Origin of the sequence: Vibrio tapetis subsp. quintayensis, from assembly GCF_030409945.1 — a bacterium.
Taxonomy (GTDB): Bacteria; Pseudomonadota; Gammaproteobacteria; order Enterobacterales; family Vibrionaceae; genus Vibrio; species Vibrio quintayensis.
In genome coordinates this window covers 333,215-357,149 of the sequence record NZ_JAUFQV010000012.1, presented here as the reverse complement: position 1 = coordinate 357,149, position 23,935 = coordinate 333,215, and the positions used below count along the sequence as shown (strand labels likewise).

At 43.8% G+C, this 23,935-nt stretch carries 22 protein-coding genes; 16 read left to right on the top strand and 6 right to left on the bottom strand.

The window, feature by feature from the left end; genetic code table 11:
• The first annotated feature begins 87 nt into the window (after positions 1 to 87).
• The 10 genes from QWZ04_RS06445 (at position 88) to QWZ04_RS06400 (ending at position 8,959) form a co-directional block, all read left to right on the top strand.
• On the top strand, positions 88 to 279 hold the full coding sequence (locus tag QWZ04_RS06445) for a hypothetical protein (protein WP_290326147.1): 192 nt from the start codon (positions 88 to 90) through the stop codon (positions 277 to 279).
• 233 nt (positions 280 to 512) lie between these two features.
• Positions 513 to 1,406, top strand: coding sequence for a GntR family transcriptional regulator YhfZ (gene yhfZ, locus QWZ04_RS06440; RefSeq protein WP_290326145.1), 894 nt, complete (start codon positions 513 to 515; stop codon positions 1,404 to 1,406).
• Positions 1,407 to 1,485: 79 nt separating this feature from the next.
• Positions 1,486 to 1,857, top strand: coding sequence for a PRD domain-containing protein (locus QWZ04_RS06435; RefSeq protein ID WP_290326143.1), 372 nt, complete (start codon positions 1,486 to 1,488; stop codon positions 1,855 to 1,857).
• An 11-nt stretch (positions 1,858 to 1,868) separates the two neighbouring features.
• Complete coding sequence (locus QWZ04_RS06430; RefSeq protein WP_290326141.1) at positions 1,869 to 2,744, top strand: phosphotriesterase family protein; 876 nt, start codon at positions 1,869 to 1,871, stop codon at positions 2,742 to 2,744.
• Positions 2,745 to 2,757: 13 nt separating this feature from the next.
• Entirely contained in the window at positions 2,758 to 3,117 is a 360-nt protein-coding gene (locus tag QWZ04_RS06425) for a DUF2620 domain-containing protein (RefSeq protein ID WP_290326139.1), read from the top strand.
• Between the two features lie 9 nt (positions 3,118 to 3,126).
• Entirely contained in the window at positions 3,127 to 4,428 is a 1,302-nt protein-coding gene (locus QWZ04_RS06420; protein ID WP_290326137.1) for a YhfT family protein, read from the top strand.
• 70 nt (positions 4,429 to 4,498) lie between these two features.
• The gene (locus tag QWZ04_RS06415; RefSeq protein WP_290326135.1) at positions 4,499 to 5,674 is read left to right on the top strand and encodes a YhfX family PLP-dependent enzyme; all 1,176 of its coding nucleotides are present in this window, start codon (positions 4,499 to 4,501) and stop codon (positions 5,672 to 5,674) included.
• Entirely contained in the window at positions 5,667 to 6,908 is a 1,242-nt protein-coding gene (locus QWZ04_RS06410; RefSeq protein WP_290326133.1) for a phosphopentomutase, read from the top strand. The genes QWZ04_RS06415 and QWZ04_RS06410 overlap by 8 nt, the downstream gene beginning before the upstream one ends.
• Before the next feature lie 325 nt (positions 6,909 to 7,233).
• Positions 7,234 to 7,671 (top strand): hypothetical protein, encoded by a 438-nt coding sequence (locus QWZ04_RS06405; RefSeq protein WP_290326132.1) that lies wholly within the window; start codon positions 7,234 to 7,236, stop codon positions 7,669 to 7,671.
• A 184-nt stretch (positions 7,672 to 7,855) separates the two neighbouring features.
• Positions 7,856 to 8,959: a phosphoribosylaminoimidazolesuccinocarboxamide synthase gene (locus QWZ04_RS06400; protein ID WP_290326130.1), complete on the top strand. Its 1,104-nt coding sequence runs from the start codon at positions 7,856 to 7,858 to the stop codon at positions 8,957 to 8,959.
• Between the two features lie 86 nt (positions 8,960 to 9,045).
• Here the strand turns inward: QWZ04_RS06400 and QWZ04_RS06395 are convergent, their stop codons facing one another.
• The 3 genes from QWZ04_RS06395 to QWZ04_RS06385 form a co-directional block, all read right to left on the bottom strand.
• A complete protein-coding gene (locus tag QWZ04_RS06395; RefSeq protein WP_290326128.1) occupies positions 9,046 to 9,429 on the bottom strand; it encodes a transporter in 384 nt (127 codons plus the stop codon).
• A gap of 410 nt (positions 9,430 to 9,839) precedes the next feature.
• On the bottom strand, positions 9,840 to 10,610 hold the full coding sequence (locus QWZ04_RS06390) for a phospholipase A (RefSeq protein WP_290326126.1): 771 nt from the start codon (positions 10,608 to 10,610) through the stop codon (positions 9,840 to 9,842).
• Positions 10,611 to 10,681: 71 nt separating this feature from the next.
• Positions 10,682 to 13,039 carry a helicase-related protein gene (locus QWZ04_RS06385; RefSeq protein WP_290326220.1) on the bottom strand — a complete coding sequence of 786 codons (2,358 nt, stop codon included), beginning with the start codon at positions 13,037 to 13,039 and terminating at the stop codon, positions 10,682 to 10,684.
• Between the two features lie 326 nt (positions 13,040 to 13,365).
• Here QWZ04_RS06385 and QWZ04_RS06380 point away from each other — a divergent pair, with 326 nt between their 5' ends.
• The 3 genes from QWZ04_RS06380 to QWZ04_RS06370 all read left to right on the top strand — a co-directional run bounded on the left by QWZ04_RS06380 (position 13,366) and on the right by QWZ04_RS06370 (position 16,209).
• On the top strand, positions 13,366 to 15,060 hold the full coding sequence (locus QWZ04_RS06380; RefSeq protein ID WP_290326124.1) for an NAD-dependent malic enzyme: 1,695 nt from the start codon (positions 13,366 to 13,368) through the stop codon (positions 15,058 to 15,060).
• Between the two features lie 103 nt (positions 15,061 to 15,163).
• Entirely contained in the window at positions 15,164 to 15,487 is a 324-nt protein-coding gene (locus tag QWZ04_RS06375) for a DUF3392 domain-containing protein (protein ID WP_290326121.1), read from the top strand.
• Positions 15,484 to 16,209 carry a SanA/YdcF family protein gene (locus QWZ04_RS06370; protein WP_435433586.1) on the top strand — a complete coding sequence of 242 codons (726 nt, stop codon included), beginning with the start codon at positions 15,484 to 15,486 and terminating at the stop codon, positions 16,207 to 16,209. The genes QWZ04_RS06375 and QWZ04_RS06370 overlap by 4 nt, the downstream gene beginning before the upstream one ends.
• Before the next feature lie 26 nt (positions 16,210 to 16,235).
• On the opposite strand, the gene QWZ04_RS06365 is transcribed toward QWZ04_RS06370, so the two are convergent.
• Entirely contained in the window at positions 16,236 to 17,597 is a 1,362-nt protein-coding gene (locus QWZ04_RS06365; RefSeq protein WP_290326119.1) for a GGDEF domain-containing protein, read from the bottom strand.
• Between the two features lie 291 nt (positions 17,598 to 17,888).
• Between QWZ04_RS06365 and QWZ04_RS06360 the strand changes: the two genes are divergently transcribed.
• On the top strand, positions 17,889 to 18,719 hold the full coding sequence (locus QWZ04_RS06360; protein ID WP_290326117.1) for a DUF2797 domain-containing protein: 831 nt from the start codon (positions 17,889 to 17,891) through the stop codon (positions 18,717 to 18,719).
• Positions 18,720 to 18,816: 97 nt separating this feature from the next.
• On the opposite strand, the gene QWZ04_RS06355 is transcribed toward QWZ04_RS06360, so the two are convergent.
• Entirely contained in the window at positions 18,817 to 20,070 is a 1,254-nt protein-coding gene (locus QWZ04_RS06355; protein WP_290326216.1) for a cysteine desulfurase-like protein, read from the bottom strand.
• The gene (locus QWZ04_RS06350) at positions 20,070 to 20,714 is read right to left on the bottom strand and encodes a 2OG-Fe dioxygenase family protein (RefSeq protein WP_290326115.1); all 645 of its coding nucleotides are present in this window, start codon (positions 20,712 to 20,714) and stop codon (positions 20,070 to 20,072) included. The genes QWZ04_RS06355 and QWZ04_RS06350 overlap by 1 nt, the downstream gene beginning before the upstream one ends.
• A gap of 373 nt (positions 20,715 to 21,087) precedes the next feature.
• Here QWZ04_RS06350 and QWZ04_RS06345 point away from each other — a divergent pair, with 373 nt between their 5' ends.
• Together QWZ04_RS06345 and trxB are read left to right on the top strand one after the other, a co-directional pair.
• Positions 21,088 to 22,797: a hypothetical protein gene (locus QWZ04_RS06345; protein WP_290326113.1), complete on the top strand. Its 1,710-nt coding sequence runs from the start codon at positions 21,088 to 21,090 to the stop codon at positions 22,795 to 22,797.
• A 175-nt stretch (positions 22,798 to 22,972) separates the two neighbouring features.
• Positions 22,973 to 23,929, top strand: a complete 957-nt coding sequence (gene trxB, locus QWZ04_RS06340; protein ID WP_290326088.1) for a thioredoxin-disulfide reductase — start codon at positions 22,973 to 22,975, stop codon at positions 23,927 to 23,929.
• Positions 23,930 to 23,935: the final 6 nt, after the last annotated feature.

Below are 23,935 nucleotides of genomic sequence, written 5' to 3'. Positions count from 1 at the left end.
GTAACAATAATTTAACATTTATGTTTTATTTGTGGCATACTCTTTTGTTGTCATCTCATACGAATAAAACAACCAAAGGAGATTTCAATGTTCAACACAGAAGGCACATGCGATTGGTGTAAAGAACCAAAGATGGTAATGAAACACAACTATGTTGATGGAAAACACCACCACTCATGTGAAACTTGTAACGACATTGCCACACTAGACGTACGCTTATTCAATATCGACGAGCTTGCATTACGCAGTCGTTCTGCCGCAAGCTGCGCCATACGCTAGTTATTCACCCAGTGTTTTACTGAAAATGCGTAGGTACATATTCTGTACTTACGCTTTATCCCCTCTCCCGGCACTTTCGCCAAAAATACATAACCCCTTATTTTTAATCATTTAAATTTTTTGTCTTATTGATAAATCGGTCATGCCTCACAAATTCTAGTGATGCGTATTTTATAAACAATCACGATGCTATATATTATCTTCAAAATAATGAAGATTAAAAGAAGTACACTATGCAATACATCAGTCGAGAAGGCTCTGCAGTTATTAACGTTGCTCGTTATCTCCTTACCGCAAAGGAAGGAGACAGAGTAAGAACGATTGATTCATTGTCTGAAGAATTCGGAGTGTCCGTCGGTTTCATTCAAAAAGCGCTCACTACCATTGAAAGCAACCATGCGGTCGGCCTTAGCAAGCAAGGGCGAAATGGCACCTTTATTAGTTCGCTCAATGAAACCGAACTGGCCAAGTTGTCTGGTTTGTCTCATTTGGTTTGCGCCATGCCACTGCCGTATACCAAACACTATGAAGGCATTGCCAGTGGCATCAAAGCGCAAATGAGTGACTTACCGTTTTATTTTGCGCACATGAGAGGTGCAAACGTCAGGGCTGAATGTTTGAAAGCTGGTACGTACGACATGGCGATCATGTCTCGTCTCGCGGCAAAAGACTACGTAGCCGATGGCTTGGTCACCGCTATCGACTTGGGCGATCATTCTTATTCAAATGCCCATAGGCTGATCTACCGCGATGGTGAATACGATACGATTACAAAAGTGGGTGTGGATTCAGACTCTCCAGATCAGCGTGTTCTAACCGAGCTTGCATTCAAAGATAAGCAAATAGACATCATAGAAATAAACTATAGCGACAGCCTTAGTCACTTAACCAATGGCATCATTGATGCGGTGGTTTGGCTTCCTGAAGCCATCGATATGCTAGGGATGGGCTTGTCGGAACGATCTCTCGATGAATTTGAAGAATGCCGAGATGCTTCTCAGGCGGTTATTTTGGTACGTACAGAGTCCCAATATATTCGTGTTTTGCTGCGTAAACTGCTCAATATACACAGCCTTCTATCACATCAAAGCCAAGTGGTAGAAGGTCAAATAACACCCAGTTACTAGCTTGGTTCCTGTTAGTCGAACTAAGTATTCGATCTTAAGTATTTAGAAAGCGGTACTCATTAAATAAGGGACGTTAATAATGATGCAACAACGTTTATCCATTCTGGCCGAAAATGCCGTGATCAGCCAATCCAGCTATCAAGCATCGATAGCGGCGGCGGCATTAATTGAAACGGAATTAAACCTCGAACCCGATAGCGAGCAGTTTCAAATGCTTGTAACTCACTTAGCCAGAGCAACCGACCGTATCTTGCTTGAAAGCCCAATAGAAGAAGGGTTGGATGATGATATCTGGCAAGAAATTGTCGAGTCCGCTCAATTTAACGCACTGCAAGCATTAAATACGAAGGTGCTTAACTTATATGGGATTGAACAGGCACCTCAAACAGAAAACTCATTCTTGGTTAGCAACTTATTTGCCATTAGCCAATTGACCGATGACAACCGTTAGGAACCGTGAAGATGATTGATAACACAGGTTATACCTATTGCCACGAACATCTCCATATCGATTTGTCCCCTCAAAAAGGCGATATTGATTGTCGGCTCGATCAGTACGCATTAATAAAAGAGGAAATGGAAAACCTTCTGAAACTTGGCGTACGAAACATCGTAGAAGTAACCAATCATTTTATGGGCAGAAATCCTCATTTTATTGAGGATTTAATTAACGACACCGGAATGAATGTACTGCTCTCTACCGGGTATTACATTGAGGGCTTTTTCCCGCCTGAAGTTTCTCAGCTAACGGCTCAGCAATTAGCGACGAAGATGATTGCAGAAATAGAAAGAGGTATTCAAGGAAGCTCTCTTAAAGCCAGTATCATCGGCGAAGTTGGCAGCAGTGAAGACAAGTTTACCGACTTAGAGAAAAAAGTCTTTCACGCCGCAGCGATTACCCACATTGAAACCGGGCGTCCGATTTCAACTCATCAATCTTTAAGTACCTTAGGTAAAGAACAGGTGAATCTGTTTCGCAATATGGGCGTCGATTTAGAACGCGTAACCATTGGTCACTGCGATTTAAAAAGCAACTTAGATGAAATTCAATGGCTGATCGATCAAGGCTGCTATGTGCAGTTCGATACCATCGGCAAAAATAGTTACTTCCCCGACAACAAAAGAATCGAGATGTTGATTGCTTTGTCCAAGCGAGGCTGCTTAGACCGAGTGATGCTCTCTATGGATATTACTCGCCGCTCCCATCTTAAGGAGAACGGTGGTCTTGGCTTTGGATACCTAGTTGAACACTTTATCCCAGAATTACTCAATCATGGCATATCTCAACAGGAGATAGACACCATGATGATCCACACCCCCTACACCCTATTTAAATAATAAAGGCACCACTATGAAAAAGATTGGCATAGCTGGTTTACAGCGTGAACAAATTCAACAGCAAATAGAAGCAAGCTCTCCAGACACCTTTGAAATTCACATCCTTAATGACATGGATGCCGCATTAAAAGTGAAAAGTGGTGAGCTTGATTATTACATCGGCTGCTGCAATACCGGAGCAGGCGCCGCCCTTTCCATGGCCATTGCGATCATTGGCTTCGACAAAAGCTGCACCATTGCCAAGCCAGCCATACAGGCAAAACAAGTCGAAGTTGATCAATTTATTTCTGAAGGCAAAGTCGCATTCGGATTGTCTGTCGAACACGTAGAACACGCAATACCTTTACTCATTACTACTCTAGCCCGATTGTAAGGATACATTATGGACTTTATGAACTTGGGCTTAGTCGCCCTACTCTGTGGCATGACCGCACTGATCGCCAATATGAGCGCCGCCGTATTCCACGATGGAATCAGACCTATACTTCCTCAGGTATTCGAGGGCAACATGAGCCGCCGAGATGCCGGTTCCGTTGCGTTTGGTTTATCCATTGGCTTTGTGGCTTCAGTGGGGATCTCGTTCACCTTATCAACAGGCCTGTTGAACCCTTGGTTGCTCTTTCTGCCTACCGATATATTAGGCGTGATGATTGGTAGCCGAATTCTAGCGGCTTTGGCTGGTGCAACTTGGGGCATCTTAGTGGTGACCTCGCTAACCGCCGTCAATACCGTGTTAACCGGTTTACCTGTAGATGCACTGGGTGCGTTGGGTGAACTTGGTACGCCTGTAATGTCGGCTTTTGCTCTATTCCCATTATTGGCTATCTTCTATCAATTTGGCTGGAGAGCCGGCGCTGTAACCGCTGTTGTCATTTTGCTTTCTCGACTGTTGGTCATCAAATACACCGGAATCTACCCTGAATCCATCCAGATCTTTATTGGCATGCTAATGCTGATTATTATCGCGATTCGTAAAGATTTGGCAGACAAAAAAGCAGGGATTAGCCCGCCAGACATGTCTGGTCTACACGGTATTTTCGATGAACGCACCAAACGAATCGTCAAACACCTGCCTTTCCTTGCCGTCACAGGTGCATTGATTGCTGCCGTGTCTAATGCGGGTATCTTCGCAGGCTCTGAAGTTTCGATTTATTCCCTTGCTGAAGCCTACAAGCTAACGGATGCAGCAGAACAAGACGCGGCATTAAAACAAGTCGCCCTATCTGAATTCATGCGCGGTTTGGGCTTTATTCCACTGATTGCGACGACAGCATTAGCGACCGGGGTATATGGCGTGGTCGGCATGACATTCGTATTCGTGGTCGGCTATTTAGCCCCTAACATTCCCGTTGCAGCTGTTCTAGGTGCCATTACTATTTGTCTAGAGATTTTCCTATTACGCAGCGTCGGCCGAGTATTAGAACACTTCCCTTCCATTCGTAACGCATCAGATAACATTCGTAATTCAATGAACACCTTAATGGAGTTTGCGTTATTGATTGGTGGTGTATTGGCGGTAATGAAAATGGGCTCAACAACAGGCTTTACCATTTTTGCCATCTTGTACTTCCTCAACGAAGTGCTAGGCCGACCAGTATTGAAAATTGCCGCACCAGCTGTGGCTGCCATTCTGACGGGTATCGTACTCAACGTTCTGTTTGTCCTTGGGCTATTTAGCCTTTAATTCTCTTTCATGCGTTAACTCAACCAACTCCCCCTGTTCGGGTTAGCGCATTTTTTAGTGAGACGTCGGTATGTTTTTAGATGCACTAATCAAACGCAACCCAGCGCTTATAGAAGCGAGTGTTACGTTATTATCACAAGGGAAAATTTTGCCCGACAGCTACGTGATAGACGTAGATTCCTTCATAGAAAATGCAAAAAAACTGAAGGAAACCGCAGACAAACACAACATTAAACTGTACGCGATGACCAAACAAATTGGTCGTAACCCAGTATTAGCCCGAATTCTAATTGATGATTTGGGGTATGAAGGCATCGTGTGTGTCGATTTTAAAGAGGTGCGCTTTTTTCAAAAGGCTGGAATTAAAATTGCCCATGTAGGGCATCTAGTTCAACTGCCAGAATCTATGATTGAGTCAACTTTATCTGTCGGCAAGCCAGATATCGTGACGGTGACCAGTTTAGAAAAAGCCCAATCAATTTCAGATGCGGCAGCCAAGTTAGGCGTCGTTCAAGATATCATGCTGAAATTCTATCAAGATGATGACGCACTCTATGTCAATCAAGAGTCTGGATTTGCACTACTTGACCTAACAGCAGTGATTGAAGAGTTGCAAAGTATGCAGCATATCCGTATTGCCGGGATCACCCACTTCCCCTGCTTTCTACTTAAAGATGGCAAACCACAAACCACCAATAATGTACGCACAATGCACTCTGCATATCATGCATTGAATGCATTGGGGTTTGATAACCTTCAACTCAATATGCCATCGTTTAGCAGTTGTGAAACCTTACCTGACATTGCTCGTTTACAAGGTACTCACGCGGAACCCGGTCATGCGTTAACAGGGACGATCCCAAATAACGTTGACGGGAGCCAAAGGGAGCAAATTTCCATGCTTTATATCAGTGAAATATCTCATCATTTTAACCAGCGCAGTTATTGCTATGGTGGTGGGCTTTATCGTCGTGGCAATCTCAATAAAGCCTTAATCGTCCCCCGGTCAAATAAGCAATTCGCCAACTCTGTTTTCAGCAAGGTAAGTAACGATGACGAATCGAGCATCGATTATCACTTCAAATTAGACGATAAATACCCCATTGGTGCAGCCGTCATCATGGCTTTTCGTACTCAGGTTTTTGTTACACGGAGTGATGTCGCGTTGATTTCAGGCTGCCATACAGGCCAACCAAAACTGCTAGGAATATACGACGCTTTAGGCAATGAGGTGTGTGATGAGTAGATTTATTATTATCGTTCTAGATGGATTTGGCATCGGTGAAATGCTTGATGTACCGATTGTCAGGCCACAAGATACCGGAGCAAACACCGCTCTTAAGTTGCTTAACCATTTCCCACTCAAGAAACTACCGACCTTAGAGCGGCTTGGACTGATTAACCTCGTTCCAAATTCAGAGTCTGTGATGCAACCTTCGCCGAATGCCTCTATCGGCACCGCGTTATTGGCCCACGAAGGAGGCGACACGTTTATGGGCCATCAAGAGATCATGGGAACCAATCCTCAATCTCCTCTTGTTGTGCCATTCAATCAATCAATAGACAGCATCGAAAAAGCACTATTCGCACAAGGCTACCAAGTAGAAAGGCTATACAAAGGGTCCTTAGCGGCTCTTTATGTCGACAAGGCCGTAGTGATTGCCGATAACTTAGAAGCCGACCTCGGTCAAGTGTATAACCTAACGGCCAATCTTGACCAAATTAGCTTTGACGCATTAGAAAAAATGGGCCGATGCGTTCGTAATGCCAATCAGGTGGGTCGCAACATTGTCTTTGGCGGCCATATAGGACATAGTCAGTCCATTATTGATGCGCTTGAAGTTAAGCAAGATGACAATAAAGTGACGTCCTTCATTGGCGTTAACACCCCAGATACCGGTGTTTACGAAAACGGTTTTAAAGTCATCCACCTTGGATTTGGGGTAGATGAGTCAACACAAGCGCCATTCTTGTTACATAACCATGGGGTCACTACCTTTTTGTATGGAAAAGTGGCTGACATCGTGCAAAACCGATTTGGCACGTCTTACACATCCGTCGTAGACACCGATAAAGTGTTTGAATTGCTTAATCAAGATTTAACGCAACACCAACACGGCTTCTTTTGCGCAAATGTTCAAGAAACGGATTTGTCGGGCCACCAGCAAGATCCGAGGATGTACTGGAAAATACTCGAACGCGCAGATCGGGGCATAAATAGCGTCATCGAAAAAATGACCGATAACGACGTATTGGTCGTTATGGCGGATCATGGTAATGACCCTTTTATAGGGCACACCAAACACACTAGAGAGCAAGTCCCGCTTCTTATTTACCAGCCAAATCTAAACAAAAATGACCTAGGAGAGCGCGCCACCATGTCGGATGTTGGTGCGAGTGCCTGCGAATTTTTTGGCGCCAGCCCTCCTCAAAACGGACGTTCTTTCTTAAAGGATCTCAGCATCGTTTTCCAAACATGAGTTCCACAGATTTAAGCTTATTCATGTGCTTCTCCCCCTTAAGCCTTATGCCTTGAGCCCTAAAACTACTGTATAAAGGCTGAATTTCTTCAGCCTTTTCTGTTCCCCCGCTAGCGTTGCTGTTACATCCCTGCTCAATTTCATCAATTTCGGCCAACATCGCATACAAACCGGCTCATTCATCACTTTAAATAAAATCACATAAAAACAACTAGTTATAATTTACCATTGAATAATTGTGATGTTTATCTGGAAAAAACGCTTGATAAACACTCAAGTTTTAACTACTGTAAATGCATACAGTATGTATAAAGGAACAGTAATTATGTATTCACTTAACGCTCAACCAAATACACCAACTTCGCAAGCTTTCGTGTCCACTGCCCTGATGACGAAAAGCGCCTCAACTGATCTCGTTAAAAGCGAACGAGTTAGTGCAAGGTTGGCAAAGTTATCTCACCGAGCAAAGTGGGTACTTTTTACTGCACAGTGTCCTAGACCTCGTCCTAGCCGTTTAAGACAGTTAAGGTTTACAGCAGAGCATGTTGTTCACATTCAAGCTTCTCGTTTATCGAGCGAGAAAGACATTGTGTTAAAAGCAATGCAATCTGGAAACGCCAGTGCCGTTGTCGCGAGCCAGAGTATTTCTGCCATTGATCAAAAGCACCTGCAACAACGCGCAAAACAGCTAGGCTGTGAAGTTTTTTTCATTGATGCCAATAGCGAACTCTACCTTTCAAACGGCCAAAATCAATTTCATTAACAGAAGCTAAGCAACTGCTTCAATTGCAGTTGCTAGTATTATCGCCAATTAACCAGCACAAAGAGCAAACGTTTGCTTTTTGTGTGGCAGAGATCGTCAGTTCTGGTATCATGCGCTACATCACAAACATGCCATGGTGGTATGTTTCTCTTTTTGACGTTTGATACCAGATAGGAATGTCGCAATGAGCCTCGCCGATCAAGTTCTCGCAGTAAATGATGACCTCCCAATTCGTACCGATAAACCTGTCCATAGTGGCAAAGTTCGTTCTGTTTATTGGCTAACCGAAGCCGACAGCCAACGCTTGATCAAAGAAAAAGGCTATGATGTCGCCTCTGATGCGCCTTTAGCGATCATGGTTATCAGTGACCGAATTTCGGCATTCGACTGTATTTGGCGTGCTGAAGGAGGCCTAAAGGGCGTTCCCGGTAAAGGGGCGGCTTTAAATGCCATCTCTAACCACTGGTTCCAACTATTTAAAGATAACGGCCTTGCTGATAGCCACATTTTAGATATTCCACACCCGTTTGTGTGGATCGTTCAAAAAGCTAAGCCAGTCATGATCGAAGCGATTTGCCGTAAGTACATCACTGGATCCATGTGGCGCTCTTACGCTAATGGCGAAAGAGAATTCTGTGGCATTCAAATGCCTGAAGGCCTAGAAAAAGACAAAGCCCTGCCAGAATTACTAATGACACCGTCAACCAAAGGGATTTTAGAAGGCATTCCTGGTGTACCGGCTGTCGACGATGTGAATATTACTCGCCAAGACATCGAAAACAATTTCGCCTCATTTAACTTTTCTAAGTTAGAAGATATTGCGCATTACGAAAAACTGCTGTCTGAAGGTTTTGATGTCATCAGCAACGCTCTGGCCAATGTTGGACAGATCTTCGTTGATACCAAATTTGAATTTGGTTACGTACATGACTCAAAAGGCAAAGAAAAACTCATCTATATGGATGAAGTAGGTACTCCGGATTCGTCTCGTATTTGGGATGAAAAACAGTACCAAGCTGGCAATATTGTTGAGAATTCGAAAGAAGGCTTCCGTCAGTTCCTACTCAATCATTTTGAAGATGCAGATATTCTTTTAAATAAAGACCGTATGGATGAGCGTTTTGCTCTGGCTCGTGACAACGAACTTCCAGAACAAGCGTTGATTGATATCTCCAATACGTATACCTCTATTGCAGAGAAAATCACCGGTAAAAAAATTGAACTGAGCAGCAATCCTAAAGCTGAAATCATTGATGTATTGAGCCGCGATTACGGCCTAATCGATTAAACTTGATTTAGATTCATGATGAGTAAATAAAAAAGGAGGCTAAGCCTCCTTTTTTGATGTCTGTTATTTTCTCTATTTTTGAAATGCTACTCGGCAATCTCGATAGTAAAACTATCGTCTTCTAGCTCCGTAATAACCGAACGGCTTCGTTTGCCGATGGAGTCACGTAGCTCTAGATCCAATTCATAGGGCATTTTCAGAGTCAGCTTTCCAATGCCTTGCACGCGAGCAAGCTTAACCAAACGTACCAAGTTAGCTTCATCACTGTTTTGCGCAGACAACGATGTTAGCGCCTGCTCCCACAATTGATCTTCTTTTGACATGAGTTCGTTAACGCTATCTTTCCAAAGCATGCCAAAGACTGGCGCGAAAGATTGCATCGCTTCTAAAAAGGTCCACTTCTTTTTACATGTTGCGCCAAGAAAAGTGGTGTAATCAAAAACTATTTCCGATGAATGCTGATTATTCATAGTGCCCCCCGACATGTTGTTCGCTTAAGCCCGTTATAGTATTTTTTGTGGGCGTAGAACGTTGATCCACACGAATTAATGATATAACACTTATCAATTCATGCAGTCACTTGCGCTATAACTACTGACGGTAAGACCCTAATATCAGCAGACAACTCATAGTGTTTTACTACTATCGGCCATGACATCGCATATATCAATACGATATAAGACATCGGTCTTTTATGACTATAAAAACGACCAAAAGGGAATAACAAAACCAAACAATTAACACGATAAGAACAGTTTTGAAAACGATGTACCGTATTTCGGTAATGAAATTAATTCACTGTGCAAATATCAATTTCACCGTAATGTGACTTCAACCGAATTCTGGCTTTTAGCCAAGTTAAATAACGCACAGGTAAAGATCATTGCCAGTTAACGAGCTTCAAGCCCAACCCAACCCGCGTATGACTATGATCATATTCGATTAGAGTTTCACCGTAGCCATGATAAACCTGTCCATAAATGCCTATCAGTTCATTAAAATAAAATGTGTATCCTAGTTCAACGCCACTTTTCTTGGTATCAAAATTATAAAACCCTCTGGCGTCAAATACACCTGCGCCTGTATAAAGCTTTGTCCACGCCTCCCACGGTGCATAATAATCAGCAATGTCGGGGTTCTCTCCGATACGTCCGATGACACTCCATGCCTGCAAACCGTATTCGAATGGGCCGTCTAACAATTCTAACGCAATATAAGCTCGATCCCAGCTCCGAGATAACTTCGCGGTTTGTCCATTAGATTCATGCTTATAACCAAACTCGATGTTATTTAAAAAGAATAAGTTTGGACGATACATAACAAACACTTGGGGTTTATAATTTGTTTCCCTGAAGGGAGACGAGATTTGATTATTCGCTACTTGCCACAGCGATGTCTGAGTATAAGCTGCGGCAATGGAAGAGTTAGAAGTCAACTGGAATAAGGGAACCGAAAACGAGAATTGGAACTTAACTTCAAAAGGTTGTAGCTGCTCCGCCCCATCAAAACCGCCATTTTGATAAACTTCTCTGTTCACGCTGCTGGTATGACTTCCAATTACGTAAGTGTCTTCGTAACTGGAAATGGTGCTCAAACTTTTGGCCTGCAATAACGGAGACAATATCGCAGCAAGCAGTACTTTGTATTTCATAAATCACTCACACACGGCAATCGGTGTCCATTTTCGATCTGTAACATGAATTAAAGCAATTTTCGAACCAACTACTTGATATCTATCAGTCGGCTGGCTTTCTTATATTGAATTCTCCACCCATTCCAATTGGGTAACTCCCAACGCTTGGGATCACCTTTTCGTAAGCCTGAGTGATGGATCACATGCACCAGTTTTCTCTTTGGGAAATATTCTACTATTAACTTTATGTCTGATAATTGCAGCTCACTTGGGTACGCCACCTCAAATTCGTCACGCTGCCAGTAAGGAATCCCCTCAAAACAAAAATCGTCTGATTCAAACAAAGCCAAATCCTCCATTTCGAAAATGCCTAAATCATTCAGCTGTTCTGTCATCCACCCATCAAAACTGATCTTAGTTATTTTGTCTTTCTCGAGTTGGTTGATTGGTTCATCAGCTAAGCCCAAATCAATGTACAATTGCCACGCGTGAATATCTCGTTCTCGTGATTTAGCAAAGCCAGGCCAAAGCTGATTGGCGTTCAAGGCTTTGATGATGGCTTCTTTTCCTGTTGCTTGGGTATGCTTACGCTCAATCACCCGTCCAGCATAAACTCTGATCATCGACGACATCACCTGCTTATTTTCCACATGCGTGTCTGTTTGTTGCCATTCACCGATATCAAGTTCGACAAGATCGTCAAGAGAGATAGGCATCATAACGGTTGCGAGGTTGAGTGTTTGCTTCACCCCTCGCCCTGGTAAGCTGTGCTGGTCTAACACAATCGCAGCTTCTGCTTTTTCACTAAAGCGGCTGTCTTTACCAACATTGACTTCACTATAGCCATTACCTAACGCTTGTCTTCTTTTCTCTCGTCGAACGAACACCAACTCAGGATGTAACAATGCCACTTCACGAGCCAATTGCTGACGATGACACCGTGAAGCAACCGACAACTCCGGCAACTCTAGCGCCGCCCGCATCTGTTCGGCTAACTGCTGAGCTTCGACTAGGGCGAACGGTTCAACATGCATGCATTCTGGTACGTCACCTCTGACCAATTTAATCAGCGTCATGGCATCACAACGCTGCGGTTCCCATTGGTCGATATCATCATGGTCATCAAGATTGTTTGGCAATTTATACAATCGAGCCGGCACCGATAGCGCAGCACTAAGATCCACCATGGCTTCTGTCAGCGCACGAGTGGGCAACCGGGTGAGCAAATCGGCATAAAGGGCATCAATGGGCAGTGGATAAAGACGCTTTCCATGTTCGGTAGCACAGCCAGCGTCATCGATGGCTTTCATCGTTAATAATTGATTCTTTGCGTTAACTAACGACTTATCAGGCAGTGAGTCTAAAAAGGTCAGTGCTTCGATGTTTTCGCCACAGCATGCAGAAGCAAGCATGGGTTCAGTTAATTCTTCTCGCTGTAATTCTGGCGGTGTCATTAACTCTAAAGGCGCATTTGCCCCGAACAAGCGAACGCATTTTCCTTCCCTCACACGCCCTGCTCGGCCAGCTCTTTGTTTCGCACTGGCTTGAGAAATACTTTTTAAGCTTAATACTGTACGGCCATTGCGCTGAAGCGTTCTTCGCTCTAGGCCTGAATCTATCACCACTGAAATATTAGGAATTGTGAGGGAGGTTTCAGCTACGTTTGTTGCCACGACAACTTTCTGGCCCGTTTGTTGATTGAGTGCGATGCGTCGTTGTTCATCGGTGACCGATGCATGCAACGGAACGACAATCAGTGATTCAATTCGATTAAGCAGGCTGACACACTGTTGAATTTCCTTACGACCTGGAAGAAAAACCAACATATCACCATCGGTTGTCGGGAGAAGCTCAACAACTTGGTCAAAGACACGCTTTTCAATATCACGAACATCCGGCAATAAGTGTGCGTCTCGGGCTTTGTATTGAATATCGACACGATAAGTTCGACCTTTTGCAATCAGGGGTTTTGCGTCGATATAATTCGCCAATCGCTGGCTCTCTATCGTTGCGGAGGTAAGAATAATCCGGTGCTGATTGTGCTTTTTTAAAAGTGCAGTTAATAAGTCGGTATCCCAGCGGCGCTCATGATATTCATCCACCATCACGATATCAAAGTCCACCAGCCTATTTTCAGAATACCACCTTAACGCGACACCGGGCGTGACAAACACGACTTGTGTGTTGTCGTTATAGCGAGCATCGAGCTTAATGGCGTAGCCAATGCGCGCCCCTAACTCAGAGCGTTCCGATTTGGCCAAAAACTCCGCTAAGGACGTGCAGGCAATTCGGCGTGGCTCAATCACCAAAACTCGACCAAATTCCGCTGACCACAAGGGTAACCGAGTTGATTTACCGGACCCGGTTTCAGCCTCGACCACAAGGTGGTGTTGTGTGATAAGGCGCTCGAATTCTTGTTTACTCGCATCGATGGGAAGTGAGGCTATTGGCTGCATATATAAAACGATCTAAAGACTGGTTCTCGAATTTACTTACTATACATCAACGCAATAGCAACGGCGACGATCATACTTTTCTACTCGGCAGGGATTCGTCTTTTTCTTACTATGCACTGTCTCTATTGTATACAGGCACTTTCTCCATTTATGATCTTTACTCTTAGCTAATTGCGTTTAAATTCATAAATTATTTTAAGTTCATAAAAACTTATTTGAATTACAGGACATATACGCTTAATTCGGTTTACAAGCCGATAACCAAACCGTTATTATTTCGTCTTAGCCATCACTTTCTATCCGCCATCGAGTCCCACATGAATAACGATAAACGTCCCTTATACATCCCCTATGCAGGTCCTGCTCTTCTAAGTACTCCTTTGCTCAATAAAGGCAGCGCTTTTAGTGCCTCTGAACGAATCTCTTTTAACTTAGAGGGCTTGCTTCCAGAGAATACTGAAACCATTCAAGAACAAGTTGATCGTGCTTATAAGCAATATCAGAATTTCGAAAACGACATGGATAAGCACATTTACTTGCGTAACATCCAAGACACCAACGAAACCTTGTTCTACCGTTTAGTTCAAAATCACATTACTGAGATGATGCCAATTATCTACACGCCTACCGTAGGCGCAGCATGTGAGAATTTCTCTAACATTTATCGTCGTGGTCGTGGCCTCTTTATCTCTTACCCCAACAGAGATCGCATTGATGACTTATTAAACAACGCCGCAAACCACAACGTTAAAGTGATTGTGGTTACCGATGGCGAGCGTATTTTAGGTTTGGGCGACCAAGGTATTGGTGGTATGGGGATCCCTATCGGTAAGTTGGCACTGTACACCGCTTGTGGTGGAATTAGCCCAGCTTATACGCTCCCAATCGTACTTGATGTCGGTACCAATAACCCACAACGTTTAGCAGACCCAATGTATATGGGCTGGCGCCATCCTCGTATTACGGGTGCAGAGTACGATGCGTTTGTTGAAGAGTTCATTCAAGCGGTTCAACGACGCTGGCCAGATGCCTTGGTACAATTCGAAGATTTTGCACAAAAGAACGCCATGCCACTGCTTGAGCGCTATAAAGATCGCATTTGTTGTTTCAACGATGATATCCAAGGTACTGCCGCGGTTTCTGTTGGTTCTCTCATCGCAGCGTGTCACGCTGCAGGCAGTAAATTAAGTGCACAAAGAGTGACCTTTGTGGGGGCAGGCTCGGCAGGTTGCGGTATTGCCGAAGCAATCATCGCTCAAATGGTTTCTGAGGGTTTATCTGATGCACAAGCTCGCTCGCAAGTTTATATGGTTGATCGTTGGGGCTTGCTGCAAGAGGGTATGCAAAACCTACTTGATTTCCAACGTCGCTTAATGCAAAAAAATGACCATTTAACACAATGGAAAAGTGACAGTGAAGAAGCAGGATTTTCTCTGCTTGATGTCGTCAAGAATGCTAAACCTACCGTATTGATCGGCGTTTCTGGTGCTCCGGGCCTATTTAGCAAAGAAGTCATCCAAGCAATGAATGCGAACTGCGAACGTCCAATCGTCTTCCCGCTTTCTAACCCAACAAGCCGTGTAGAAGCGACACCAAACGACATCATTCGTTGGACAGATGGTCAAGCACTGGTTGCAACGGGTAGCCCATTTGACCCGGTTATTCATAACAACAAACGTTATGCGATAGCCCAATGTAATAACAGTTACATTTTCCCGGGTATTGGCCTTGGTGTCCTGGCGGTATCGGCTTCACGTGTCACCGATGAAATGCTGATGGAATCAAGCCGAGCACTCGCGGAATGTTCACCAATGGCGAAAAACGACAATGGTGCACTGCTACCACCACTGGAAGAAATTCACTTAGTTTCTAAACGCATTGCTTTTGCTGTTGCAAAGAAAGCCATGGAGCAAGGTGTTGCATTAGAAATTACCGATGAAGCGTTAAGCAAAGCCATAGAGCAATATTTCTGGCAACCGGTTTATCGCCGTTATAAGCGCACAGCATTTTAAATATTTCGCAATTTTATGACAAAAAGCCCCTATGGGGCTTTTCTTTTTTGTATTATAACTAGGTCTCACTAATTCAATCTTCTAAAAGGAATTTTTGCCCTAGATGTTAGCGATTCTTTCTGATTTTGGTTCTTTTCTCACACCTTATTTAGGTGATATCTCCACAGCTATTATCGCCTGTAGCTTAGTTGTGTTTGGTGCCGATATTAATCGTATGTTACGTCGTAATCTTTCGAGCTATCACTTTATAATACGAACGTTGATTTTCATTCTCGTTAATGCATTTGGCTACGGGTTATTGATTGTTAAGGCCTCCCCTGCTTTAAATCAAGCACTCCATCAGGTGAGCCATGATATGCTCGCCATTGGTTTAATAGTTTGGTTTTTATTCATAGGGATTTGGGCGCAAAAGAACCGCCAAGTATGAAATTTATGATCCGTTCCAGTGATTTATTCAAACGACTGTCGCTCTCTTCAGTACTCAAACAAGCCAAATTGTTGTTCGGCTGCATGCTACTGCTTGTCGTAGCGACTGCGAGCGTTTTAGCGGCAATTGACCGCTGGGTGAGCTGGCAAACTCAAGAACAAATCTATCAAGACATTGCCTCTCTGCCTGCTCATGATGTTGCTTTAGTCCTCGGAACCAGTAAATACATCGGCAGAAGCCTTAATACCTATTATAGCCACCGAATCAACGCGGCTATAGAGCTATACAAAGCAGACAAAGTCACGCATTTTTTGCTCAGCGGCGACAACGCTCATCGCTCGTATAATGAACCGTGGACGATGAAAAGGGATTTATTAAAAGTAGATATTCCCGAAGAAGCCATCCACCTCGACTATGCAGGATTTAGAACATTGGATTCTGTTATACGAGCAAAAGAAATATTCGATGCCAATGACTTTGTTATTGTCACCCAAGCGTTTCATTGCGAACGCGCGTTGTACATTGCCAACTACAACAAAATTGATGCGGTCTGTTTGGCCGTTCCAGGCCCGTCCGGTAGCGCTGGTTTATACGTTCGCATGAGGGAGGTTCTTGCCCGAGCAAAAGCGTGGCTTGATTTGTACATTATAGATACCGCGCCTAAATACCTCGGCCCGAAAGAACCGATTATTGAGCAAGTTACTCATTCACAAATTAAGTAACAAGAGTGTTTAGTGGCACGACAGGGCTACATGAACGAAACGTCTTGTTTCTGAATAACTAAGCCAGAATTGACTTCTACTCTATCTCTGCCCTTTTGTTTCGCGGCATAAAGCGCTTCATCAGCACGGGCGATGGTTTCTGTAATACGCTCTTCACCCATTTCAGCAACCCCTGCACTGCACGTTAATTCTTCTCCGTGTACCCAAATATGATGCTTCACATTCAGGCGTATCCGCTCGGCAAGGTCGATAGCTTGATCCAGTGTTGAATTAGGGCAAAACACGATAAACTCTTCCCCTCCCCAACGAACCAAGTGCTCTTCACTGTCGATCGACGACGTTACAATCATCACGAACTCTCGCAAAATATCATCACCAACTTGATGGCCAAACGTATCGTTAACCGCTTTAAAATGGTCAATATCCAAATAGATCATCGAGAAGCGTCCATTTTCCCATTGAACGTTCTTAGTCATGCTTTTTAACCAACGACGCACTGAATGTCGGTTTCGTGCACCAGTGAGTGCATCACGTTGTGCCATCTCAGAAATTTCGTGATTCTGTATACGCAGGTTATCATTCACCGCTTGCAAGTGCCTTTCTCTATCTTCGGATCTCTGGATCTCTAATTTTGAATACTTGGCCTCTTCTCTTGCATACAGCAGAGCAAGTACCACCCAAGAAAGCAACAAAACCAACATCAGCGTTTCCCCATCAAGGTAACTCCCCTCAAAGCGGATACTATTAATGGTGATATTGTGAGCGCCCAATTTAGCACCGGACCCAGTCGCAATTTCAAACAAGGTTACATTGCTAAACTCTGGCCCTGCGTGTGCTATGGGAATGTCATGATCAGACAACCACCAAGTCATGACTTGGAAGTTTTTAAGCGGAATGGCTATTTCACCATTACCTACACCTGGAGTGAATTCTACTCCGTTATATTTAACCGTATATTCATCTTCAACGGATGAATAAGCCGGATTAAAGTTACGTAAATAAACCCGTAACCGTGGGGCCTCTTGTTTGGTTTCGTAGTCGATATCAAGATACAAGGTGTGGACGTCAGAGAAATCCCAACCTTTTTTCCTATCTTCATTAAAATACACAGACGTAGAACAATAAGGCCAGCGATAACTGCTTTCTACGAGGTCGCATTCAAGGCTCGCTTGATTGCTGTTGCTCTGGTCATCAGCCAGCCGAATAAACGAAGTACTACCGCCGCCCGACTGACGGTCATCCGACGAATAAAAAGTATACTCGGAAGGCTTCAATAAAAAGCTTTTGCTCTGCCCGTAGTAAAAATACAAGCCGATTACAATGACAGTGGTACACAACAACCCCAACACAAACCTTTGCATTGAGCTCAAATCATGTTTTAGATTCATACTCGCCAATTCCAACCCAATAAAAACACTTCAATTATTGAACTAAGATCACATCGTGACCACGCTATGACACCGTATTTGTACCGTAAATACCATCTAAATCGTACTGGTTTTCGAGCTTTGTAACACTTTATTGGCTCAACCGAAGAAATAGTCATCAATCTAGCCAGTTATTTCAATATCAGCTCATTCAGAGTTCCATCCCATAAAGGAAATGTGAGTCGCATCGTAGCGAGACGCGACCTATTCGTGTTGCTATAATTGCGGCTAAAACATAAAAAGAGAAAAGTAATGTCGAAGTCAGAAATCGGAACGTTGAGAAAAATGGAAGCAACACTCAACGGCGAGGTTGAGTATTTTTTGCCGGTAGGCGATCAGAAAATTGCACTCAATCCCATCATAGGTAAAACCATCACCCTCACGCACACAGGTAATATTTTTTGCAGTTCATGCGGGAAAAAAACCAAAAAGAGTTACTCGCAAGGTCACTGCTTTGTCTGCATGAAAAAACTGGCAAGCTGCGACATGTGCATCATGAAACCAGAAACCTGTCATTATGAACAAGGCACCTGCAGAGAGCCTCAATGGGGTGAAGAGAACTGCATGGTTGATCACTATGTGTACCTGTCTAATACATCAAGCATGAAAGTAGGTATTACTCGCCATACCCAGATCCCGACTCGGTGGATCGACCAAGGAGCCACACAAGGCTTGCCGATTTTCAAAGTAAAAACTCGTCATATTTCTGGGCTTATTGAAATCGAAATCGCAAAGCAAATGGCAGACAAAACCAATTGGCGTACGCTGCTCAAACAAGACGGTGAACCACTTGCTCTAAAAGATCAGTTTGCACAAATTTTGCCACAACTGGCTTCCGCTCTTGAAGAGATCAAAGCAAAGTATGGTGACGATGCCGTAGAGGTGCTCGATAACGATATTACGGCTATCGCTTATCCGGTTACTGAGCACCCGACCAAAATTGTGTCTCATAATTTTGACAAAAATCTTGAAGTGAAAGGCATTTTGAAAGGGATTAAAGGTCAATATTTAATGCTGGATACAGGCGTCATCAATATCCGTAAATTTGGTTCCTACGAAATCACTTGTGAAAGCGAAGACTAAACCAATAGTGACGGACTGAAATGAAACGTCAAAAAAGGCAGCAGATGGAGAAACCACTGCTGCCTTTTTGTTTGGAATATCTCCCTATTTATCTTGCTTAAACGAGTGTTTTCAGCACATCAAACAATCTATCTATTTCAGCTTTGGTGTTGTAGTGCATTAACCCTACTCGAATCACGCCACCACTTTCTAAACACCCCAAGGTACGAACTAACCCAATGGCATAAAAGTGACCATTCCAAACACAGATATGCTCTTCGCCCAACGTTTTAGCCACTTGTTCTGGTGACACATTATCAAGTCGAAAAGCAAAAGTTGGCGTACGTTCTGGCCCTGCTTTATTTAAGCCATATAACGTCGCCCCTTCCAATGATGAAAACTGCTCAAGGAAGTAGTCACTCAGTTCGGTTTCATACTGAATGTAATGTGCAAAACTAGCTTGTAAACGTTCTCTGAGAGTCGATGACGGCGCTCCCCATTGGGCCAAATAATCAACGCTTGCACAAAACCCCGCCAAAGCTTCGAAGTTTTGTGTTCCGGTTTCAAAGCGATTAGGACCAGTGTTCGGCGCAGGCTCGACTTTATAGGGCGTCAAGCTGTCGATCCATGGTGCTGCTACATACGCTAGTCCAAGATGAGGCCCAAAAAATTTGTAAGCTGAACACACTAAGAAATCGCAACCTAGCGCTTGAACATCAATCAACTGATGAGGTGCGTAATGCACCGCATCTACATAAACCATCGCCCCTACCTGTTTTGCCATACGGACAATAGTAGCGATATCCACAACACTGCCAGTTGTATTAGAAGCCATGGTCACGGCAATCAACTTCGTCTTAGCAGATATTAAAGATTCAAGTTGATTCATATCTAACTGGCATTCTGGTTTAGTAACACCAGCAGTAAGTACGTTGACGCCTTTGTCTTGCGCAGCTTCTTTCCACGGAGACACGTTTGCGTAATGGTCAAGATCAGTAACAATGATTTCATCACCGCTATTCCACTCTCGGCTGATCGCACGGCTAAGTTGAAATGTTAGTGACGTCATGTTCGCACCAAACACAATCTGCTTGCTCGATGGGGCATTCAAGAACGACTGCGCAGCCTCCCTCGCTTTCAGCATTAAATCTGTCGTGATCTGACTAGAAAAAAAGTGACCGCCTAAATTCGAGTTGTAATGGCCCAAATACTGATGCATGGCATCCAATACAGGCAGAGGGACTTGCGATCCTCCAGGGCCATCTAGAAATACAGCTTGATGGCGATCGCCACTAGCAGCATCTGAACCACGCACAAAACTTTGCTTTAGTGCAGGGAACTGCGATCTCATTTTATCGACTGAAAAGGTCATCAATGTTTTGCTCCAAGTGCAGTAAGAACAAACACATCCATATGGCCTTCTTGCTCGCGAACAATTGACCGGATTGGCTCGGCGTTATGCCAGAGTGCGCTGTCGTCTAACATTGCGACTTCACCATTTTCTAAAATTTTACGGAAAAATGGGGCTTCATTGTTGTTTTTATAGAGCATTAAGTCTCCACCGACAATGTTATTTCTATCAACACCCACTATCGCTATGTTGGCAAACCCATCTTGATGAATTCCTTCTGGCGCCACCTGTGTTTCTTCAGATTTAGTGGTGATTCGCATCTGATGTATTTCGATTTCGTGATTCATCGGCAATCGAGACGCTGCAGCAAAGACTGAGCACATATCAAAAAATTCAGAGCTATTAAGAATGTCAGCATCAATGGGCTCGAACTGACGAACGACATCGCCTTGAAAATGATTAATATCACCAGACTGAACAAAATCATTTTTGCCCGTTGTTTTTAGGTGTGTCCCTTCAAATTCCACCACCGAATATCGTCTTAATCGGTAGGTGCCATCAGCATGTGCTGTGCTCGGCAACTTGGCAAAAGAAGGGGCAAGCCTTGCTATAGATTGCGGCGTTAAACTGGTCAATTGCAACGTACTTTCGAAACGGGTTGTCATGGTGATCCCTACCTTTTAATAAACAACAAATGCAACATTTTATTTACATTCATTATTACAAGAAGATCCTGCACAATCAACATTAGACAGCACATAACTTCACCAAATATAATTAATCAGCTTATTACGCCAAAATCCAACTAAAATGCAGTTCAAACGACCAGTTTTGACGTTCCGGTCATTAAAAAACCAGCATGGTTCACTAGTCATAAAACTCATTTATCTTGATTAGCTGAATTAGAGAAATAGCGAATACAATGTGAAGTAAGTCTTAAGACCGTGACAAACAGAATTAAATAATAGGTAAGTCATTGTTATGAAACTAGCTACCGATTATGCTCTTTTCAGTCATGTTTATAAAAAGGAAAAACTTGTGAATAAAATGCTTATTGCCGCTGGCGTCGTAGCTATTGGTGCTGGTGGTTTTTTTTACGTAGAAAACCAAAGTAACTCATCTGTTTCGATACTCAACCAAGTCCCGGCTGATACTGCAATTTTGGCAGCACAGTTAACCCCTACACCTTTAGAATACTACCTGTCTTCGATTGCAAATATGCCGTCACATGATGATATGTTGGCGTTCATGGAAACCGAATCTGGCGACATCACCAGTAAGCAGCAGTTTTTCTTAAGCTTCTACGATTCGTTCCTTGAGGCCGTAGAAAGCCCAGCTCAGTTTAAGGCCATTTTCGGTACGTCTGATTCCATCAATAACTACTTTTATACGCTTGGCTTTGTTCCTGTCATAAAAATGGAAGTCGAAAAAGCCGCTGCATTTTGGGCCACAATGGACAAAATTGAAGCAGAGAGTCAGTTTGCTCACACCCAAAAGACGTTAGATGCAATTAACTACCGTAGTTACTCGATAGCAGAACAAGACGGAGTAAGCGAGGTTAATCTCGTCATCGCCATTACTGACGGTTTCGCGACAATTACTGTTGATGTTCCAAAGTTGGGCGATCTCAACCCTTTAAAAATGGCGTTAGGCCTACAGAAACCAGCCCACTCTGTTGCATCAGAAAGCATCATTAGCAACATTAAAACGAAGCACCCAACCATCAGTACGGAGCACATTTCCTACATCGACCATCAACAACTCGCGAAAGGGATCACTACCGTCGATGGCAACCTGTTAGCTAAACAAATCACCAGAATGAATGAAATTGAAGCAAGCGATTCAATGGCGTTCATTCAAACACCTGAATGCCAAACCGACATTCAGTCCATTGCAGCAAACTGGCCACGCACCGTCGCGGGAGGAAGCTTCCACGAGAACGGTATGATCAGTGGTAACTTCATCATCGAGAGCAACAACAAAGTCATTCTTGATGCCCTTCAATCTCTACGTGGTTTTATACCGCAAAGCGACTTAATTAAACAAAGCGCTCTTTTCTTCGGTTTGGGTATTGATGTTAACCAACTGACTCCTGCTGTTACTAACATCTTGACGGATATTCAAGCGGTTCCGTACCAATGCCAACCATTGGCAGAATTCCAACAAGAGATGAAGCAAGCCAACCCTGCAATGATGATTGGTATGGCGTCTGGTTTTGTTAATGGTCTAAAAGGCATTAGCTTTAGCTTGTTCGATTACGACTTCTCACAAGGTGAATATTCAGAAGAGCTGACGAAACTCGACGCGGCGATCACCCTTAGCGCAGACAACCCAGCAGCATTAGTTCAAAACGCGGCGATGATGATTCCGGAATTGGCGTCTATCCAAATCCCGACAGACGGAACCCCCGTAGCACTACCCGCAGAGTTAGTGGGTATGCTAGGTGATATCGCACCAGCCTATGCGGTCGCTAAGGCCAATCATTTGGTGGTTTACACCGGCGAGCAAGCGGCTAAATTTGGTCATGATTTACTAGACAAGCCAATTGAACAAAATGGCATGACAGACGTATTCATCGACTACAACAAGTTATTTACACCAATGCTTACCATGTTAGAAGAGTCTGGCGAACCGATTCCTGAAGAGCTAGATGCTTTCATTCAAAACGATCTAAATGCGAGCATGAAATATGACGTTACCGATAAAGGCATTTCTGTATCAGTAACCAATCTAATCGTAGAAAAGTAACGGTAAACAGCTGTTAATAGAGTAATAGTTAAAAGAAGCTGGTAGGTATGCCAGCTTCTTTTCTTCTAATCTATAACTATTTATTCCTCTCATCCCCTTGTTATTGCTTCTCTTCGCCTCCACTATTTTCTACAATCTCTCAAGCATTTATATTTACTAGAATTTCGGAGTTCCAATGAGCGATATTAAGCACAGCAAATTATTGATTCTTGGTAGCGGTCCTGCGGGCTATACCGCCGCTGTTTACGCTGCGCGCGCGAATTTAGACCCAGTGCTGGTTACCGGTATGCAACAAGGTGGTCAACTAACCACTACGACAGAAGTTGAAAACTGGCCTGGTGACGCTCACGGGTTAACGGGTCCTGCATTAATGGAACGAATGAAAGAGCACGCTGAGCGATTTGAAACCGAAATCCTATTCGATCACATCTCGAGTGTCGATTTTAGCCAGCGTCCATTTCAGCTTAAAGGCGACTCAGCCGAATACACCTGCGATGCGTTAATTATCTCGACCGGTGCTTCTGCAAAATACCTTGGTCTTGAATCAGAAGAAGCATTCAAAGGCCGCGGCGTATCGGCTTGTGCTACTTGTGATGGGTTCTTTTATCGCAATCAAAAAGTCGCGGTTGTCGGTGGTGGTAATACCGCTGTAGAAGAAGCACTTTACTTGTCAAACATTGCGGCTGAAGTTCACTTAGTACACCGCCGAGACTCATTCCGAGCTGAAAAAATCCTTATTAATCGTTTAATGGACAAGGTAGAAAACGGCAACATCGTCCTTCATACCGATCGCACCTTAGACGAAGTCTTGGGCGACGATATGGGCGTAACTGGCGTTCGACTAAAGGATACTAAGTCAGAAGCGACTGAAGATCTTGCGGTGATGGGTGCGTTCATTGCTATTGGTCACCAACCAAATACATCGATGTTTGAAGGCCAATTGGATATGAAAGATGGCTATATTACGGTTCAATCAGGATTAGAGGGTAATGCTACTCAAACCAGCATTCCTGGTATTTTTGCCGCTGGCGACGTAATGGACAATAACTACCGCCAAGCCATCACCTCAGCGGGAACCGGTTGCATGGCCGCGCTTGATGCAGAGCGGTTCCTTGATGGATTGACAAAATAATCGCGA

Bases quoted from the DNA above. Each gene is read 5' to 3' on its own strand.
- QWZ04_RS06445 (WP_290326147.1), top strand. From the start codon at position 88: ATGTTCAACACAGAAGGCACATGCGATTGGTGTAAAGAACCAAAGATG.
- yhfZ (WP_290326145.1), top strand. From the start codon at position 513: ATGCAATACATCAGTCGAGAAGGCTCTGCAGTTATTAACGTTGCTCGT.
- QWZ04_RS06435 (WP_290326143.1), top strand. From the start codon at position 1,486: ATGATGCAACAACGTTTATCCATTCTGGCCGAAAATGCCGTGATCAGC.
- QWZ04_RS06430 (WP_290326141.1), top strand. From the start codon at position 1,869: ATGATTGATAACACAGGTTATACCTATTGCCACGAACATCTCCATATC.
- QWZ04_RS06425 (WP_290326139.1), top strand. From the start codon at position 2,758: ATGAAAAAGATTGGCATAGCTGGTTTACAGCGTGAACAAATTCAACAG.
- QWZ04_RS06420 (WP_290326137.1), top strand. From the start codon at position 3,127: ATGGACTTTATGAACTTGGGCTTAGTCGCCCTACTCTGTGGCATGACC.
- QWZ04_RS06415 (WP_290326135.1), top strand. From the start codon at position 4,499: ATGTTTTTAGATGCACTAATCAAACGCAACCCAGCGCTTATAGAAGCG.
- QWZ04_RS06410 (WP_290326133.1), top strand. From the start codon at position 5,667: ATGAGTAGATTTATTATTATCGTTCTAGATGGATTTGGCATCGGTGAA.
- QWZ04_RS06405 (WP_290326132.1), top strand. From the start codon at position 7,234: ATGTATTCACTTAACGCTCAACCAAATACACCAACTTCGCAAGCTTTC.
- QWZ04_RS06400 (WP_290326130.1), top strand. From the start codon at position 7,856: ATGAGCCTCGCCGATCAAGTTCTCGCAGTAAATGATGACCTCCCAATT.
- QWZ04_RS06395 (WP_290326128.1), bottom strand. From the start codon at position 9,429: ATGAATAATCAGCATTCATCGGAAATAGTTTTTGATTACACCACTTTT.
- QWZ04_RS06390 (WP_290326126.1), bottom strand. From the start codon at position 10,610: ATGAAATACAAAGTACTGCTTGCTGCGATATTGTCTCCGTTATTGCAG.
- QWZ04_RS06380 (WP_290326124.1), top strand. From the start codon at position 13,366: ATGAATAACGATAAACGTCCCTTATACATCCCCTATGCAGGTCCTGCT.
- QWZ04_RS06375 (WP_290326121.1), top strand. From the start codon at position 15,164: ATGTTAGCGATTCTTTCTGATTTTGGTTCTTTTCTCACACCTTATTTA.
- QWZ04_RS06370 (WP_435433586.1), top strand. From the start codon at position 15,484: ATGAAATTTATGATCCGTTCCAGTGATTTATTCAAACGACTGTCGCTC.
- QWZ04_RS06365 (WP_290326119.1), bottom strand. From the start codon at position 17,597: ATGAATCTAAAACATGATTTGAGCTCAATGCAAAGGTTTGTGTTGGGG.
- QWZ04_RS06360 (WP_290326117.1), top strand. From the start codon at position 17,889: ATGTCGAAGTCAGAAATCGGAACGTTGAGAAAAATGGAAGCAACACTC.
- QWZ04_RS06355 (WP_290326216.1), bottom strand. From the start codon at position 20,070: ATGACCTTTTCAGTCGATAAAATGAGATCGCAGTTCCCTGCACTAAAG.
- QWZ04_RS06350 (WP_290326115.1), bottom strand. From the start codon at position 20,714: ATGACAACCCGTTTCGAAAGTACGTTGCAATTGACCAGTTTAACGCCG.
- trxB (WP_290326088.1), top strand. From the start codon at position 22,973: ATGAGCGATATTAAGCACAGCAAATTATTGATTCTTGGTAGCGGTCCT.